The organism is Kangiella aquimarina DSM 16071, from assembly GCF_000374105.1.
GTDB lineage: Bacteria > Pseudomonadota > Gammaproteobacteria > Enterobacterales > Kangiellaceae > Kangiella > Kangiella aquimarina.
Genome location: NZ_KB893651.1, coordinates 463,738 through 479,543 on the forward strand (window position 1 = coordinate 463,738; position 15,806 = coordinate 479,543).

Here is a 15,806-nt window from a genome sequence, read left to right on the forward strand (position 1 = left end):
CTCTATGCTCAGAAAATTTTTAATTTTATTAATTCTCTATTTTTCATCTCAAAGCTCTTTTGCAGAGGAAAATGACTATAATCCTATTGTGGAACAGGATGGTAAATGGATTATTGTATATATTCCAAATCACTACCAAGACGAAAAACTTCATTATGTACATCTAACTCTTAATGATGAGAATGGTGAACGCTTTCTTGTAACTCAATTACATACTTCTAAGGCAGTCGACTACGTTGCTGATCCTGAGTTATATTCGATGGTGGTCTTTGTTGCTCCTGACAAGTCTAAACTCAACCATGTTAACCTCTCCATATCCTATAAACAGGAAGTACAAGGTGGGTTTATGGGGTGCGAAACCACTAAAGAAATTAATTTGCTTGAGATTCTTTAAGTAGAGTTATCGCACTATGAGGGTACAGGGGCAGAATATACGTCTTGAGACAGAGCCAACCCCATTAAGGGCTGCTTTTATTTGATCACCTTAATCGCCAAAGCATGAATATCCGTTTCCATCATATCGCCTAATGCATCATAAATGGCTCGATGTTGCTGCAGCATACGCTTACCATCTAGCGCTTCACTTTGAATAATAACGGTAAAGTGGCCTTTACCTTCTTTCGCACCAGCATGGCCAATGTGTTTATGACTGTCGTCAATGATTTCCAGTTGCGATGGGTTAAGCGCGTCTTGAATAAGCTGTTGCATGCGTTCAAGGCGTTGTGAGTTATCCATTATAAGCTCCAAAATTCGTTAACTATTTACGGCAATACTTTTTTATACGGTTTGACGATAACCGACTGGTAAACGCCTGCTTCAATATAAGGATCGGCATCGGCCCAGGCCTGGGCGTCTTCAAGTGATTCAAACTCAGCGACGATCATGCTGCCGGTGAAACCTGCTTCGCCTGGATCTTCTGCATCAATGGCAGGGCAGGGGCCAGCCAGCACTAGACGACCTTCGCTTTTTAGTGCCTGTAACCGCTCAACGTGTGCGGGGCGAGACTTTGCTCTTAGTGGCAGTGAGTTTTCAACGTCTTGTGAGAATATGACATACAGCATAATTTATTCCTGCGAGTCTTTATTGTGAGGATTGGAATCTTGTGGGTCGTCAAGATTAACATGTTCTTTGAGCATGATGATGCTGATGATAAACAGCAAAAAGGTTGAAACAAAGAGCCCAATAATTTTAAACCAGAACCAGACATCGGTGCTAAAGGTGTAGGCGATATAGAGGTTCAAAAAGCTGAAACCCGTCAGGTATACAATCCACAACCAATTGATTTTCGCCAGCAGGCTTTGTGGGGCTGTATCTTTAAGCACATTATTGGCTTTCAGCAAATCCTGAATGATGTACTTTTTACTGAACAGCTGTCGGAATAGTATGAATAAGGCACCAGCCCAAAGGATAATGCTGGTTTTCCATTTGATGAAGTTTTCGTCATCAAAGTAGTAAGCGGAAGCCACTAATAAAACGCCAAGAATAAAGTAGGCGATGTGACTTTTTTTGATTGGTTGTTTGGTGAATACGCTGGTTAATATTTGTACTAATGATCCGGCGCTCCAAACTGCAGCGGCCAGAATAAGGTTTTTTGTAATGAGATAAACCGCAATAAAGGCTACCAGCGGATAATTTTCTTTCAAAAAGGTCATAGTGGGCTCCAAAAAAGTGCCCGCCAAGTTTACCTGAATGCAAAAGATAGGCAAACTGGTAACAGATTCAATAGTGGTATTCATACGTGTTAAGAGACTTACATAACCATACTCATGCATCTGACGGCAGTCTCTCGCCATTGGAGCTCGTTGAGCTGGCCGTTGAGCGTGGCGTCGATGAGCTGGCAATTACGGATCATGACTCTGTGGCTGGTGTTTTGGCGTTGCGCAAGCAGCCTCAGGGCTTCGACCTAAAAATCATTGAAGGCGTTGAGATCTCCGCGGGGTGGGGCAAACATACCCTGCATATTGTTGGCTTAAATATTGATCCTGAACACTCAGGCTTATCTTCATTTTTAAAGCTTCAGCAGCAGAAACGTCATACAAGAGCGCTGGAAATGGCCCATAAGATGCAAAAAGCTGGCGTAGAACAGGCGGTTGAAGATGTTGAAACCATGTTACAAGAACAGAATATGGTCTGCCGAACTCATTTGGCTCAGTACTTACTGGATAAAGGAGTCGTCAACAATTTTACTAACGCCTTTAAAAAGTATCTGGCTAAAGGTGGCAAGGCGTTTGTCAAAGATGACTGGTTTGAGCTGGAAGACGCCATTGCCATTATTAAGCAGGCGGGAGGCGTTCCTGTATTGGCCCACCCCACGCGATATAAGATGGGCTCAAACCAACTGCATGAGCTGATTCAAGCCTTTCAGCGAATGGGCGGCCAGGCAATTGAGGTGTGTTATCCTAATATACATCCGGGCAAGAAAAACCTATTGGCAAACTGGGTGCAAAAGTATAACCTGCTTGCCTCACAGGGGTCAGACTTCCATTCGCCGGATAAGCCCTGGGCCTTACTGGGGAAATTTCCTCCGATGCCTGATAATGTCACACCTGTATGGGAAGCGTGGCAGTAACCGAACAACTATGGTCAACAGACTCTTAAGATAAATTATGACGCAACTGATTGAAATACATCCCGAAAACCCACAGCCACGACTCATCAGCCAGATCGTTGCTATCATCCGTAATGGCGGTGTTGTCGTCTATCCAACCGACTCAGGTTATGCGCTGGGTTGTCACATTGGCGATAAGAGGGCTCTTGATCGCATTCGCCAGATTCGGGATCTAGAGAAGAACCATAACTTTACTCTGGTCTGTCGGGATTTATCGGAACTGGCTTTCTATGCGCGAGTTGATAATACTGCTTTTCGTATGATTAAAAATAATACGCCAGGGCCTTATACATTTATCCTGCGTGCAACTGCAGAAGTGCCAAACCGACTTAAGCATCCAAAAAAGAAAACTATAGGTATTCGTGTGCCAGACAACGCCATTGCTCAGGCAATTCTTGAAGCACTTGGCGAACCTATGATGAACACCAGCTTGATTCTTCCCGGGCAGGACGAAGGTTCAGTGCTTGCACCTCATGAAATTTTCGATGAGTTGGACGGCCGCGTTGATGCGGTTATTGACGGCGGTTATTGTGGTCATGAAGAAACAACCGTTGTCGACATGACTAGCGGCTATCCGGAAATCATTCGCTATGGTGCAGGTGATGCGACAGTTTTTGAGTAAGTTTGGCTGAGTAGCGCTACAACTTATTATGCATGGCCTTTTTTAACGATCTCGTTATAATGGGCAGTCTTATTATTTTTACTATTTCGACATAATTATAAGGGTATTTCTTTGAGTTCTATTACTGTTGGCCAGAAGCGCGTTTTATCTGGAATGCGTCCTACCGGCCCTTTGCATTTGGGACATTATCACGGGGTTTTAAAGAATTGGGCACAAATGCAGCATGAGTATGAGTGCTTTTTCATGGTTGCCGACTGGCACGCCCTGACCACCAATTACGATGATACGGCTCGCATAGAAGAATATGTGTGGGATACGGTTCTTGATTGGCTGGCTGCGGGTATTAGCCCGACTGCGGCGACTATTTTTGTACAGTCTAAAGTCCCCGAGCATGCTGAATTACATTTATTATTGTCGATGGTAACGCCTTTAGGTTGGCTGGAGCGAGTTCCGACCTATAAAGAGCAGCAGGAAAAGTTACAAAACAAAGACTTATCCACTTATGGCTTTTTGGGTTACCCATTGTTACAGGCAGCTGATATTTTGGTTTACCGTGCAGGCAATGTGCCGGTTGGTGCGGACCAGGTGCCGCACGTTGAAATGACTCGTGAAGCAGCTCGTCGTTTTAACCATTTCTATGGCAAAGAGCCTGGATTTGAAGAAAAGGTCACCGAAGCCATTAAAAAGATGGGTAAGAAAAACGCCAAGCTTTACAACAGCTTGCGTAAGAAGTTCCAACAGGAAGGTGACCAGTCAGCGCTGGAAACCGCTCAGGCACTGGTAGAGTCTCAGGCCAATATATCGATTAATGACCGTGAGCGACTCTATGGTTATCTCGATGGCGAAGGGAAGATTATTCTTCCTGAACCACAGGCTTTGTTAACGCCGGTTTCAAAAATGCCAGGTCTGGATGGACAGAAAATGTCCAAGTCTTACGGCAACGCGATTGCCATGCGCGAGCCGCGTGAATCTGTTGAGAAGAAAATTAAAACCATGCCGACTGACCCTGCGCGAGTTCGTCGTACTGATCCGGGTAATCCTGAAAACTGCCCTGTGTGGGAATTCCACAAAATCTACTCTTCAGATGAAGTCAAAGAGTGGGTACAGAAAGGGTGCACCAGTGCAGGTATAGGATGCATTGATTGTAAGGGACCGGTAATTGACGCGGTATGTGCAGAGCAGCAGGTTTTTGTTGAGCGTGCCAAGGAATACCAGGAAAGTCCTGAAATAGTGCGTAATATCGTATCTGAAGGTTCTGAGCGTGCACGAGATGTGGCGCGGGAAACGATGGACGATGTCCGTCAATCGATGGGCCTTTCTTACAAATAACAAATGAAGTGGTCATTATGAGCGAACCAACCAGCGAACAGCTTACGGATGCCAACGAGCATTCACCAGAAGCCGGACATCTTCAGGAAGAGATGCCCTTTGCGCTGGTTGACGGTCAACAAGTCGAAGATTTCCCAAAAGATCTCTACATTCCTCCAGATGCACTAGAAGTCTTTCTAGAAGCTTTTGAAGGGCCGCTCGATTTATTGCTCTATCTGATTAAGCGCCAAAACCTCGATATTCTTAATATTCCGATTGCTCATATTACCGAGCAGTACATGGAGTATGTGGAGCTGATGAAGGTTCTACACCTTGAATTGGCTGCCGAATATCTGGTTATGGCAGCGATGCTGGCAGAAATCAAAAGTCGTGTATTATTGCCGCGTCCAAAAGATGAGGATGAAGACGAAGATGATCCGCGCGCAGACTTGATACGTCGATTACAGGAGTACGAGCAGTTTAAGCAGGCGGCAGAGGATATTGATGAGTTACCGCGAATGGGGCGTGATAATTTTGCGGTCAGCGCTAAAAAGCCACAGCTCAATATCGTAAAGCCTGATCCTGATGTAGAGATGAAAGAGCTTCTGCTCGCCCTTCGTGATGTCTTACGTCGTGCAGAAATGTTTTCCAGCCACCATATTCAGTTCGAGGCCTTGTCAGTCAGAGAGAAGATGGGACATGTTCTTGAACGCCTTTCAGCGCAGAGCTTCTGTGACTTTTCTCAATTGTTTAATGTCGAAGAAGGGCGTATGGGTGTGGTGGTGACTTTCCTGGCCATTATGGAGTTGGCTAAAGAATCATTGTTAGAAATTATACAAACCGAAGGTTATGGCCCAATTCATGTCAGAGCTAAGATCAGCTCTGGTGTCGAAGGGGAAGATGACTCTGAAACGGTTGAGGACAGGTTGGCTGATATTGAGCCAACGGTCGACTAATTGGATTGATTGGCAGTGAGTATGAATCAAGAAAAAATCGTTCGCATTATTGAAGCTTCGCTTCTTGCCGCCGGTAGCTCTTTGTCTAAAGACAAGATTATGGAGCTGTTCGCAGAAGATGAAAAAATCAAGCCAGAGCAAATTAAGAAAGCTCTTGAGCAACTTCAGCAGGAAGCAGAAGGGCGAGGTATTGAGCTGGTCGAAGTGGCCAGTGGCTATCGTTACCAGGCTCGCCAAGAGTATGCCGAGTGGATTGCCCGCTTATGGGAAGAGCGTCCAGCTAGATATTCACGTGCATTGCTAGAGACTTTGTCCTTGATTGCCTACCGTCAGCCAACCACTCGTAGTGATATTGAGCAGGTACGCGGCGTCAGTGTTAGTTCTTCTATTATCAAGACCTTATTGGAACGTGAGTGGATTAGAGTGGTAGGGCATCGCGATGTCCCCGGAAAGCCAGCTCTTTACGCGACCACAAAAAGTTTCCTCGATTACTTTAATCTCAAAAGCCTCGATGAGTTACCTTCATTGTCCGAACTTAAAGATTTGGATAATCTCAACCCAGAGTTGAAGTTTGATGGTGATGACGAGACTGATAGCGCTAGTGATTCTGCTGACGCTACTAGCAATAATGATAATGCTGAAGATACAGTTGCTGTTGATCCCGATCCTGAGACTGTTGGTCCGGAAGCTGTCGATCCAGATGCAGGCGAGCAAGGTTACGAAGGTATTGAAGAAGCCGAAGAAACATTGGCTGAGGATGGTCATTCGGAAGGAATAGAGTCAGTAGACGACCTACAGTCTGAGTTTGATGGGACAGAGATTGATGGCACAGATACCACATCAGATTCAGTTGAGGGCATTGGCTACGAGGATGACTATCAAGATGATGATCAGGCTGACAGCTTCAATGACGAGCTGGAAGATGAGAGTTTGGACACAGATTCGGAACAAAAATCAACTTATTCGATCCATTAATTAGCCTAATTGATAATTGGATCTAGGTTTTTAATATTTCTAAAAATTATAATGGCCCCAAGTTTTACAGCCACTTTCGAAAATGTTAGTGGCCATGTAAATCAAGTCGGGGGTAACATTGAACATTATAAACAGATTGCGCACTTTGGTAGATCACCGTCAAATTGGTGGATTAGGGCGCAGTGACGATTCGGATAATCAACAAGTATTAAAGCAGGCTGCAGACGGAAGTCTAACCGTTGAGCGTCGCACTAGACGTCGTCGCAACGCTGCACCTGGTAGCAAAATCCTGGTCATTGATGACTCTAAAACCATTCAGGTTACCCTTCGCAAAATGCTTCTTCAGAACCATTACGATGTCTATCCAGCATTGGATGCAGAGAAAGGTCTTGAAATAGCACTTCGAGAAAAACCAGATTTAATTTTCTTGGATATCGTACTTCCTGGCATCAATGGCTTTGCTGCGTTACGCCAATTACGCAAAGATCCTCGTACCCGAGATATCCCAGTCATCATGATCAGTGGCAACGTTCAGGCTACTGAAACCTACTACGCAGAACGCATCGGTGCTGATGACTTTATGCGCAAACCTTTCAATCGTCTTGAAGTCTTTAAACGCATAGAACGACTACTAGATGAAGATTGCGTGTTAAGACGCACAGGATTTAGAGCAAAAGCCGCTGTTTAAGCTTAGCAATTGTTTTGATTCTCAAGTTGTCATTCCCGCGAAGGCGGGAATACATGTTATTTTAGTACATTCCTAATGCTCAAAGTTTCGCCACTCGGCGAGTTACTTTTCTTGCGTGGTCAAGAAAAGTAACCAAAAGAAGACCACCCCGATATTGAGGCCACACTTCGTGTGACTTCCCGCGCCACTCCCAAAATACTTAACGCACCAGAATTTACACCACATCCTTGTGCTGAAAATTCTTATCAAAATCATCCACGATTTTGATTGCTACATTTTGTACGTGTCTTAGCTCAATATAAGGGGTAATTGTTGCTAAACGTTAGGCTTTTTAAGTTTAAGGCAAGTCCATAACCACCTTTTAAGAACAATTGTTTCTTGATATCCCTCGACTGATACCTCTATAGCCCTTAAAATGCGGCTATATTCTTGAAGCGGTAACATCATGTCTGAAAAACTACAGAAAATTCTTGCTAATGCTGGCTTAGGCTCACGTCGTGAAATTGAAAAATGGATTGAGGGTGGTCGTGTTAGTGTTAATGGCTCAATTGCAAAGTTGGGTGAGCGTGCCACGGACAAGGATACGATTCGAGTTGATGGCCGTATTATCAATATTAAATCATCCGAAGAAACCTACACCCGAGTATTGGCTTACAACAAGCCTTTAGGAGAAGTTTCAACCAAGAAAGATCCTGAAGGACGTCCAACAGTATTCGATAATTTACCGAAAACCAGTTTTGGTCGCTGGATTAGTATCGGTCGACTGGATATCAATACCACAGGACTTTTATTGTTTACCAATAATGGGGAGTTGGCACATCGCTTGATGCATCCTTCATATCAGGTGGAGCGTAAATATGCCGTACGTGTACATGGTGAAGTGACTCCTGAAATGATCAATAACCTCAAGAAAGGTGTCTTGATTGAAGGTGATATGTGCCAATTTACCTATGTGCAGGAAAAAGGTGGTGAAGGTGCCAATACATGGTACGAGGTTGGCTTAGCCGAAGGTAAGAACCGTGAGGTCCGTAAATTGTGGGAATCACAAGGCCTGGAAGTTTCTCGACTCATGCGTATTCAGTATGGGCCAATAAACTTGCCACAACGATTGAGTCGTGGGCGTTGGATTGACCTGGACGAACAAGAAATCAGGGATTTGGCAAAACTGGTTCAGCTAGAAGTTACTCCTCGCCGCGCGCAGCCAGAAGTCAAAAAACGCCAACAAAAGAACGTCTGGAAAAAACGATAACTACTATTACCGATTTCGATATCGTCAAAATGTCATATTAGTCCCTAGCTTTTCCTTGCAGATTGCAGGTAATATGAAGAAGTTACTGCAAGCTAATGTATTTCAAGGAAAGCTATGGGATCCGCAGCAGGTAAATCATCCACCGTTAATATCGATGACAGGGCACAACAGACTGCCTTGTCTATGGATGATTTAAACAAAATGTCTTTAAACAATCCTGAGTATTATCTAAACCGGGAACTTAGTTTGCTGGCATTCAATTGGCGTGTTTTACAACAGGCCTTAGATCAATCGATTCCACTGCTAGAGCGGATGCGCTTTATTTTTATCTGTAGTAATAACCTGGATGAATTCTTCGAAGTCCGCGTGGCGGGTTTGCGTCATAGTCTCGCACGTGGTGAAGCAAGACCTGGACTTAACGGCCTTTCAACAGAAGAAGTATTGCGTCAGGTCAATGAACAGGCCCATAAGCTTGTTGAAGAGCAGTATCGAATTTTCAATCAGGAATTATTGCCCAAGCTTGCGGAAGAAAATATTCACTTTCTGTCTCCGAAACATTGGGACGATGAGCAATACAAGTGGCTAAAAAAGTACTTTAAACAGCAGGTCACTCCAGTAATCAGTCCAATTAGTTTAGACCTTACGCATCCATTTCCACGTTTGGTCAATAAAAGTTTACACTTTCTGCTGCACCTTCATGGCAATGATGCCTTTGGTCGCGATCTTGAGTTCGCGGTTTTGCACATGCCTCGCTCGCTTCCACGTATCATTGAATTGCCAGAAAAGATTGGTGGCAGCGACGGCCATAACTTTGTCTACTTGTCTGCAATTATTTCCGAGTTTGCAGAAGACCTTTTCCCTGGCATGGAAATTAGTGGATGTTATCAATTCCGCCTCACTCGTGACAGTGATTTGCTGTTAGAGGAAAAGGGGATAGAAGATTTAGCCAGTGCTCTCAAGCGTGAACTACAATCGCGAAATTTTGGCGCGGCAGTCCGTTTGGAAGTTGGAGAGTCTTGCCCAAATAAAATCGTCAACTTTTTATTACAAAAATGTAATTTAACTGCTGATGATTTATACCGCGTTAACGGCCCAGTAAATTTAAATCGATTGATATCGCTTCCAGATCTAGTGGAACGTCCTGACTTAAAGTTTAGTGGTTTCACTCCGAAAGTTCCTGATGATATCCAGCGTCGTGGTGTCTTTGATGTTGTCACAGAACGTGATGTCCTGTTGCATCACCCCTATCAAAGTTTTCAGCCAGTCATTGATTTTGTGCGTCAGGCAGCAAGCGATCCAGAAGTGCTGGCAATAAAGCAAACGCTGTATCGTACCGGAAGTCAGTCTGCCATTGTGGAGGCTTTGATAGAAGCGTCGCAATCAGGTAAGGAAGTCACAGCCGTTGTTGAGTTGCGGGCTCGTTTTGATGAAGCATCCAATATTGAGCTGGCTCAGAAATTACAGGAAGCTGGTGTACTGGTTGTTTACGGCGTCGTAGGTTATAAAACTCATGCCAAAATGACGCTGGTTGTTAAGCGTGAGAAAAAACATTTAACACGTTTTGCTCATCTGGGCACCGGTAACTATCATGCGGGAAATGCAAGGCTATACACCGATTACAGTTTACTGACCAGTGACCCTGAGATTTGCGAAGATGTTCATAAAGTTTTCCAGCAGTTAACGGGTATGGGTAAAGTGTATCAGCTGCATAAGCTGTGGCATGCGCCTTTTACTCTTCATGACAACATCATGCAGGCCATCCAGATAGAAACTGAAAATGCACTTGCTGGAAAGAAAAGTGGGATCATCATCAAAGTTAACTCTTTAACCGACCAGTCTTTAATTGAAGCTTTATACAGAGCGTCAGTTGCAGGTGTTAAAGTGAAATTAATAGTTCGTGGTGTGTGCTGTTTACGCCCGGGTATCGAAGGCATTTCTGACAATATTGAGGTTATCTCCATCATTGGTCGCTTCCTTGAGCATTCACGCATTTATTATTTTTATGCAGATGGTAGTGAAAATGTTTATGCCGCATCAGCCGACTGGATGGAACGTAATTTGTATTATCGAGTAGAAACCTGTTTTCCTATACTGTCTGATTCCGCGAAACAGCAGGTTATAAAAGAGTTAAAATTAATGACTTCTGAAAGGGTTCAAAGTTGGCACTTGCATGCTGATGGTCAATATCATTTCAGTCATATTAAAAACAGTAAAAAGTTACACGATCTTCTTTTATCCAAACTATCCTGAAAAAAATTGAAACCGCTACTCAATAGTCCAGTCTAGTGAGATCTTGTGATATTCCAGATAGGCTTTTTCTTTGCTTAATTCTGCCAATAGTAATTGGTGCTTGTATGCCCATTGTTGTGGAATGCGGATGGTCAGTTGGTTACAGCTAATAGCTTCGAACTGCAGTTCAGAAATATCCACATGGTCTCGCTTAATGTTCAATAATATTGCTAGCCTTAAAATTTGCGTAATAGCTAACAGGGCACATGCTGGGTCATATTTATTGTCGAATTGTTCAGGGTAAAGCTTCTTTCGTTGGTTGGCGATTACTGCTGCAAGGGACTCTTTGGTTTGCTGACTAAAGCCCGGCATATCACCGTATTGAACAATGTATGCGCTGTGCAGGCGTAACTTAGAGAAGCTGATGGATAGACCAATCTCGTGAAGCAGGCAGGCCCAATCCAGATAATTTTTGTAGATAGGATTGTTAATTTCCCAAATATCAGCAACCTGGTCAAAAATATGCTGAGCGGCGTTCTTAACCTGAATGGCATATTCCTGATCTACGTTAAATCGGCTCATCAGAGACAGGGCAGTATGATGTCGATTATCATTACCCTTAAGTTCTTCTGCAAGCTCAATCAGAATCCCTTCGCGCAACGAGCCATTCGCCACATACATCTTATCAATGTTCAATTCCTGGAACAGCGCTATGAGAATGGCCAGGCCAACTGCAAATGTATTTTGTCGGCTGAGGGAGAGGCTACTGAAATTAATATCATCAATATGCCCCATTTCAATCAGTTTATCTTTAATTAACTGTAGGTGCTCAGACCGGATAAACCCTTCATCAAACCCCAGCTCAACGAGAACCTTATAAACCGCTTCAATACTTCCAGAAGAACCAAGGCAGTGTTTCCAACTGCTCGAAAGATAGCGTTTTTCTATGCGTGAAATTTCTGCAGCTGCGGCCAATATCGCCTGCTTGAAGTTTTTTTCGCTAATTTCACCATTGGGAAAGTAACGTTGATAGGTCACACAGCCAATAGATAAGCTATCCAGATTAATAGGTTCAAACTTGTCACCTAAAATAATTTCAGTACTACCGCCCCCAATATCCACAACTAAAGCAGTTTCAATATCAGGATGATAATGTGAGACACCGTCATATATTAATCGCGCTTCTTCCTTACCCGGTAAAATTTCGATTGGGTTGTTTAGAATCATCTCTGCGGGTTCAACAAAGGCCTTAGCATTTTTTGCTTCACGCAGGGTATAGGTGGCGACTACTTTGGTGAACTTTGCTGGAATATTTTTAATGCGCTCTTGGAATAGTTTCAGGCAATTCAGTCCGCGCTCGATAGCTTCTTCGGATAATATATCGTTGTCATCCAGACCATTGGCCAGTTGAACTTTTTCTTTTAGGCGTCCTATGACTCTGAAGGAGTGGCCATCGTATTCTGCGATGGCCAGATGAAAGCTGTTTGAGCCAAGGTCGATAGCTGCATATTGAACTGGCTGAGCCTGTTCCGCAGATTCGAACTGCTCCTTGATGGCTTCTTCTGTGAGTCCCTCGAAAGTCAAATGAAGTCCTTAACGATAGTTACTTAATAAAATCCCGAGCATTGATAGCCTGTCCGGTCTTGGGGCAAGCTTTGCTATCCATTAACCACAAGTATGCTGGCATCAGGTCTGCTGGTGTTGGTAGTGTATTGGGGTCTTCACCTGGGTAGGCATTCGCTCGCATCTTAGTGCGAGTAGCTCCTGGATTGATGCTATTAACACGAATGTGTGCACTCTCCAGCTCATCTGCCAAAACCTGCATCATACCTTCTGTGGCAAACTTGGATACTGCATAAGCTCCCCAGTATGCGCGTCCTTGGCGACCGACACCTGATGAAGTGAATAGTATTGATGCATCGTCTGATTTTCGCAGCAATGGAATGCAATATTTGGTTAACAGGAACTCTGCATTAACATTAACCTGCATGACACGAAACCAGGTTTCTTCATCAAAATGCTCAATTGGAGCTAGTAAACCTAAATCACCGGCATTGTGGACAAGTGCATCAAGGTGGCCAAATTCCTTTTCAATCACTTCTGCAATTTGTTGATACTGTTGAGGGTCATTATTCTGCAGATTGACCGGCAGGAATGCAGGTTGCGGATAGCCTGCAGCTTCAATTTCATCGTAAACCTTCTCCAGCTTGCGAGTATCTCGCGACAGGAGAACGACTGTGGCTCCATGTTTGGCATAGGTCATGGCTAATTCTTTGCCAATACCAGCAGTTGCGCCTGTTACTAAAATCACTTTATTCTTTAATAAATCAGGTGCGGCTTGATAATCTTGCATGAAATCTTCTTACAATAGATTGGTTTAAGGAATTCAGGTATTCTACCTTACTTAATGTTTAACGAATAGTCCGCAGTAACCTGCGAAAATAAGGCTCAGCGCAATATGGCAAAACGTATCGCTTTAGTTGAAGACGAACCCATTTTACAGCAAAACTACAGCATGGCTTTGAAGAAAGCTGGCTATGAAGTCATGGTTTATGGCACTAAGAAAGAGGCGACTACTGCTTTCAGTACACGCTTGCCAGATCTGGTGTTATTGGATATTGGACTGGGAGATGAGCCTGAAGCTGGTTTTGAAGTCTGTCGTAATTTGCGCCAACAATCATCACAATTGCCTATCATTTTCCTGACTGCCCTAGATAGCGACTTTGACATTATTTCAGGATTACGCCTGGGGGCTGATGATTATTTAACCAAAGATATCAGCATGCCGCATCTGCTGGCGAGGATATCGGCATTGTTCCGTCGCCTTGATACCATTAATACGCCGGGTGCTGGAAATAGCGTGCAAACGGTCGGTGATCTTGAGATTGATAATGAGCGCTTAGGGCTTAGCTGGAAAGGTCAGCCGGTCGACTTAACGGTCAGTGAGTTTTGGATTGTAAATGCTTTGGCACAGAAGCCTGGCCACGTTAAGAATCGAGATCAATTAATGCAGGCGGTAAAAGCAGTGGTTGATGACAGTACGATAACTTCGCATATCAAGCGAATCCGTCAGAAGTTTCAGCGTATCGACAAGGAGTTTGATGCAATTGAGACAGTATATGGAATGGGGTACCGCTGGAATCATCGTTAATGAATTCTTTGTCCTTAACCAGTCGTCTGCTTCTGCTGAGTCTTTTATTTATATTGATTCCGCTGATCAGCTGGCTGTTATTGGCAAAGTTTGAAAAAGATATAGAGCGTAATGCTCTGACACAGACTGAAGAACAGGCCCAGATCATGTCGGGCTTTATTAATCAGTTGTTGCAAACCGACCGCAGTCTCCAGCAGCAGTTTCTCAATACTAACCAGCAAAAGCAGTTCCCAATAGCCTTAAAAGAAACCGCGCTATTGGTCGACGGTTATTCCGATGAGTGGTATCCCTATCAGTCAGCGAGTACTGTCATCCGTAACTTTGGACAAAATGCCAGCCTGACTCTGATTGAAGACAAAGATTTTGTTTATGGGCTGTTTGAAGTCGAAGATAACTCCATTGTTTATCGGGAAAGATTAGATCTGGTTGGCTTGTCGGACAAAATTACGCTAGTGCTTGGCGCCTATCAGATGCAGTTTTTACCAATGGCACCAGGTAAAGTGCCTGCCCTCAGACAAACCGCTGATGGTTATCGAGAAGTTACCCCGGTTTATGCCGTCTGGCAGGAAAGGACGGAAGGGTACCAGTTAGAATTTAGGATCCCGCAAAGTCTGGTAGGTAAAACCATTTCAGCTGAGATTACTGATATTGATCGCGCACAAAGCGGTGTGGCACTGCAGGGTATCTATTCCTTTACCAATTTCGAGTCCTTAAGTCTGCATAGCCGTTTGCAAAGCGGTGTGCTTAGTCTGCTTGAGCCTGAGATGTATCGGCTGACATTGACCAATAATCAGGGCGAAGTTCTTTATCAATTTGGTCAGTTGCATACTGATATTCGTTCCAACTGGCGAAATCGGATCTGGTCATCGGCAACTCAGGAAAAGTTAAGTGATAGCTTGCTTGGTAAGAAAAGTATCTCCAGCGTCAGCCTTGATTTAGCCTTCACAGGCCGTACACAGACCGAAGTGGTTAATAGTTCTCAACTATCGGCGTTTTCCCGCGTCTACAAACCGCTTTACAGCAATAATCAGTTGGTTGGAGCCATGATCCTGGAGTCTTCTCCTGTTAATGAAAAACTACAGCTGAGAGATTTCTGGCTACGCTTCCTGTTGTTGCTTGGATTAGTATGGGGGCTTTTTGTCTGGTGGTTGGTTAAGCAAAGTCGTCGCTATAGTCGCAGAATCATGGAGCTTCGGGATTTAACTGAAGGCTCAATCAGCGAAGAAGGTCAGATACGTTATGTTATTGATATGGATGAAGAATTCGATGATGAAGTGTCGGATCTGACCAATAGTTTCTCGCTCCTGACCAATCGTCTTAAGCAGTATCATGATTATCAGGAAAAACTGGTATCGCGGCTTAATCATGAGCTTAGAACGCCTATCGCTATCATTCGAAGCTCGCTGGATAACATAAATCGTGACAGTTTGTCTGAAGATGAGCTGCAACTTATTGATAATGCACAGTCTGGCGCAGTGCGGATGAGTCAGACAATCAGCCGATTAAGCGAAGCCAATAAATTAGAACAGGCGATTCGCAGTGCAGATAAAGAGCCTTTTGATATGTTACCAGTACTCAAAGATCTGGTGCTGGCCTATCGTACCAACTGGCATGAACATGAGTTTGAGCTGGTAAGTGACTTAGAGGAAGCCCGGGTGTTAGGTTCTAAGGACTTATTTGTTCAGATGCTGGATAAATTGATTTCAAATGCGGTCGACTTTGATAATAAAACTCGGCCAATACAAATTGCCTTAAAGCGCAAAGATAGGCAGTTAGTGCTAAGTGTCAGTAATGGTGGGCCAACTATAGCGCGTAAGCATCTGCATGATGTTTTCAGTCTCATGCACTCCAGCCGTAAGCATAGCAACCAACATCTGGGGCTAGGTTTATATGTTGCACGGCTGATTGCCAGTTTTCATGGGGCAAAAGTTAATGCTGAAAATCAGATTGATGGAACCGGGGTAACCATTAATATTGTCTGGAGAAATAAACATTTTACCGCATCTCCCTAAGGTATTAT

At 44.0% G+C, this 15,806-nt stretch carries 16 protein-coding genes; 11 read left to right on the forward strand and 5 right to left on the reverse strand.

All coding sequences use genetic code 11. The annotated features are described in order from the left end of the window. The first annotated feature begins 4 nt into the window (after positions 1-4). Positions 5-394, forward strand: coding sequence for a hypothetical protein (locus B158_RS0111515; RefSeq protein WP_018625535.1), 390 nt, complete (start codon positions 5-7; stop codon positions 392-394). Between the two features lie 77 nt (positions 395-471). On the opposite strand, the gene B158_RS0111520 is transcribed toward B158_RS0111515, so the two are convergent. From B158_RS0111520 to B158_RS0111530, 3 genes are read right to left on the reverse strand one after another with little or no spacing between them, the layout of a single operon-like run. Next, a complete protein-coding gene (locus B158_RS0111520; protein WP_018625536.1) occupies positions 472-735 on the reverse strand; it encodes a BolA family protein in 264 nt (87 codons plus the stop codon). 26 nt (positions 736-761) lie between these two features. Next, a complete protein-coding gene (locus B158_RS0111525) occupies positions 762-1,061 on the reverse strand; it encodes a YciI family protein (protein WP_018625537.1) in 300 nt (99 codons plus the stop codon). A 3-nt stretch (positions 1,062-1,064) separates the two neighbouring features. Further along, entirely contained in the window at positions 1,065-1,652 is a 588-nt protein-coding gene (locus B158_RS0111530) for an inner membrane-spanning protein YciB (protein ID WP_228127098.1), read from the reverse strand. Between the two features lie 86 nt (positions 1,653-1,738). Here B158_RS0111530 and B158_RS0111535 point away from each other — a divergent pair, with 86 nt between their 5' ends. From B158_RS0111535 to ppk1, 8 genes are all read left to right on the forward strand, one after another. After that, a complete protein-coding gene (locus B158_RS0111535) occupies positions 1,739-2,569 on the forward strand; it encodes a PHP domain-containing protein (RefSeq protein WP_018625539.1) in 831 nt (276 codons plus the stop codon). 37 nt (positions 2,570-2,606) lie between these two features. Next, on the forward strand, positions 2,607-3,230 hold the full coding sequence (locus tag B158_RS0111540) for an L-threonylcarbamoyladenylate synthase (protein WP_018625540.1): 624 nt from the start codon (positions 2,607-2,609) through the stop codon (positions 3,228-3,230). Between the two features lie 153 nt (positions 3,231-3,383). Further along, positions 3,384-4,559, forward strand: coding sequence for a tryptophan--tRNA ligase (locus B158_RS0111545; RefSeq protein WP_407635770.1), 1,176 nt, complete (start codon positions 3,384-3,386; stop codon positions 4,557-4,559). A gap of 17 nt (positions 4,560-4,576) precedes the next feature. Beyond that, a complete protein-coding gene (locus B158_RS0111550; protein WP_018625542.1) occupies positions 4,577-5,494 on the forward strand; it encodes a segregation and condensation protein A in 918 nt (305 codons plus the stop codon). Between the two features lie 21 nt (positions 5,495-5,515). Further along, complete coding sequence (gene scpB, locus B158_RS13120) at positions 5,516-6,469, forward strand: SMC-Scp complex subunit ScpB (protein ID WP_018625543.1); 954 nt, start codon at positions 5,516-5,518, stop codon at positions 6,467-6,469. Positions 6,470-6,587: 118 nt separating this feature from the next. Then, positions 6,588-7,157: a response regulator gene (locus B158_RS0111560; RefSeq protein WP_026309382.1), complete on the forward strand. Its 570-nt coding sequence runs from the start codon at positions 6,588-6,590 to the stop codon at positions 7,155-7,157. A 445-nt stretch (positions 7,158-7,602) separates the two neighbouring features. Beyond that, positions 7,603-8,406, forward strand: a complete 804-nt coding sequence (gene rluB / locus B158_RS0111565) for a 23S rRNA pseudouridine(2605) synthase RluB (RefSeq protein WP_018625545.1) — start codon at positions 7,603-7,605, stop codon at positions 8,404-8,406. A 114-nt stretch (positions 8,407-8,520) separates the two neighbouring features. Next, positions 8,521-10,656 carry a polyphosphate kinase 1 gene (ppk1, locus tag B158_RS0111570; RefSeq protein WP_018625546.1) on the forward strand — a complete coding sequence of 712 codons (2,136 nt, stop codon included), beginning with the start codon at positions 8,521-8,523 and terminating at the stop codon, positions 10,654-10,656. Between the two features lie 15 nt (positions 10,657-10,671). Here ppk1 and B158_RS0111575 read toward each other — a convergent pair whose 3' ends face one another. Beyond that, positions 10,672-12,219, reverse strand: coding sequence for a Ppx/GppA phosphatase family protein (locus B158_RS0111575; RefSeq protein WP_018625547.1), 1,548 nt, complete (start codon positions 12,217-12,219; stop codon positions 10,672-10,674). Positions 12,220-12,238: 19 nt separating this feature from the next. Continuing rightward, positions 12,239-12,988 (reverse strand): YciK family oxidoreductase, encoded by a 750-nt coding sequence (locus B158_RS0111580; protein WP_018625548.1) that lies wholly within the window; start codon positions 12,986-12,988, stop codon positions 12,239-12,241. Between the two features lie 105 nt (positions 12,989-13,093). Here B158_RS0111580 and pdsR point away from each other — a divergent pair, with 105 nt between their 5' ends. Both pdsR and B158_RS0111590 read left to right on the forward strand, forming a co-directional pair. Next, positions 13,094-13,786: a proteobacterial dedicated sortase system response regulator gene (gene pdsR / locus B158_RS0111585; RefSeq protein ID WP_018625549.1), complete on the forward strand. Its 693-nt coding sequence runs from the start codon at positions 13,094-13,096 to the stop codon at positions 13,784-13,786. Next, positions 13,786-15,798 carry an ATP-binding protein gene (locus tag B158_RS0111590; RefSeq protein ID WP_018625550.1) on the forward strand — a complete coding sequence of 671 codons (2,013 nt, stop codon included), beginning with the start codon at positions 13,786-13,788 and terminating at the stop codon, positions 15,796-15,798. The genes pdsR and B158_RS0111590 overlap by 1 nt, the downstream gene beginning before the upstream one ends. The last annotated feature ends 8 nt before the right edge of the window (positions 15,799-15,806 follow it).

Excerpts from the sequence above, each read along its gene's own strand:
- B158_RS0111515 (WP_018625535.1), top strand. The coding sequence starts at position 5 with ATGCTCAGAAAATTTTTAATTTTATTAATTCTCTATTTTTCATCTCAA.
- B158_RS0111580 (WP_018625548.1), bottom strand. The coding sequence starts at position 12,988 with ATGCAAGATTATCAAGCCGCACCTGATTTATTAAAGAATAAAGTGATT.
- B158_RS0111540 (WP_018625540.1), top strand. The coding sequence starts at position 2,607 with ATGACGCAACTGATTGAAATACATCCCGAAAACCCACAGCCACGACTC.
- B158_RS0111590 (WP_018625550.1), top strand. The coding sequence starts at position 13,786 with ATGAATTCTTTGTCCTTAACCAGTCGTCTGCTTCTGCTGAGTCTTTTA.
- B158_RS0111530 (WP_228127098.1), bottom strand. The coding sequence starts at position 1,652 with ATGACCTTTTTGAAAGAAAATTATCCGCTGGTAGCCTTTATTGCGGTT.
- rluB (WP_018625545.1), top strand. The coding sequence starts at position 7,603 with ATGTCTGAAAAACTACAGAAAATTCTTGCTAATGCTGGCTTAGGCTCA.
- scpB (WP_018625543.1), top strand. The coding sequence starts at position 5,516 with ATGAATCAAGAAAAAATCGTTCGCATTATTGAAGCTTCGCTTCTTGCC.
- B158_RS0111520 (WP_018625536.1), bottom strand. The coding sequence starts at position 735 with ATGGATAACTCACAACGCCTTGAACGCATGCAACAGCTTATTCAAGAC.
- pdsR (WP_018625549.1), top strand. The coding sequence starts at position 13,094 with ATGGCAAAACGTATCGCTTTAGTTGAAGACGAACCCATTTTACAGCAA.
- B158_RS0111525 (WP_018625537.1), bottom strand. The coding sequence starts at position 1,061 with ATGCTGTATGTCATATTCTCACAAGACGTTGAAAACTCACTGCCACTA.
- B158_RS0111545 (WP_407635770.1), top strand. The coding sequence starts at position 3,384 with ATGCGTCCTACCGGCCCTTTGCATTTGGGACATTATCACGGGGTTTTA.
- ppk1 (WP_018625546.1), top strand. The coding sequence starts at position 8,521 with ATGGGATCCGCAGCAGGTAAATCATCCACCGTTAATATCGATGACAGG.
- B158_RS0111550 (WP_018625542.1), top strand. The coding sequence starts at position 4,577 with ATGAGCGAACCAACCAGCGAACAGCTTACGGATGCCAACGAGCATTCA.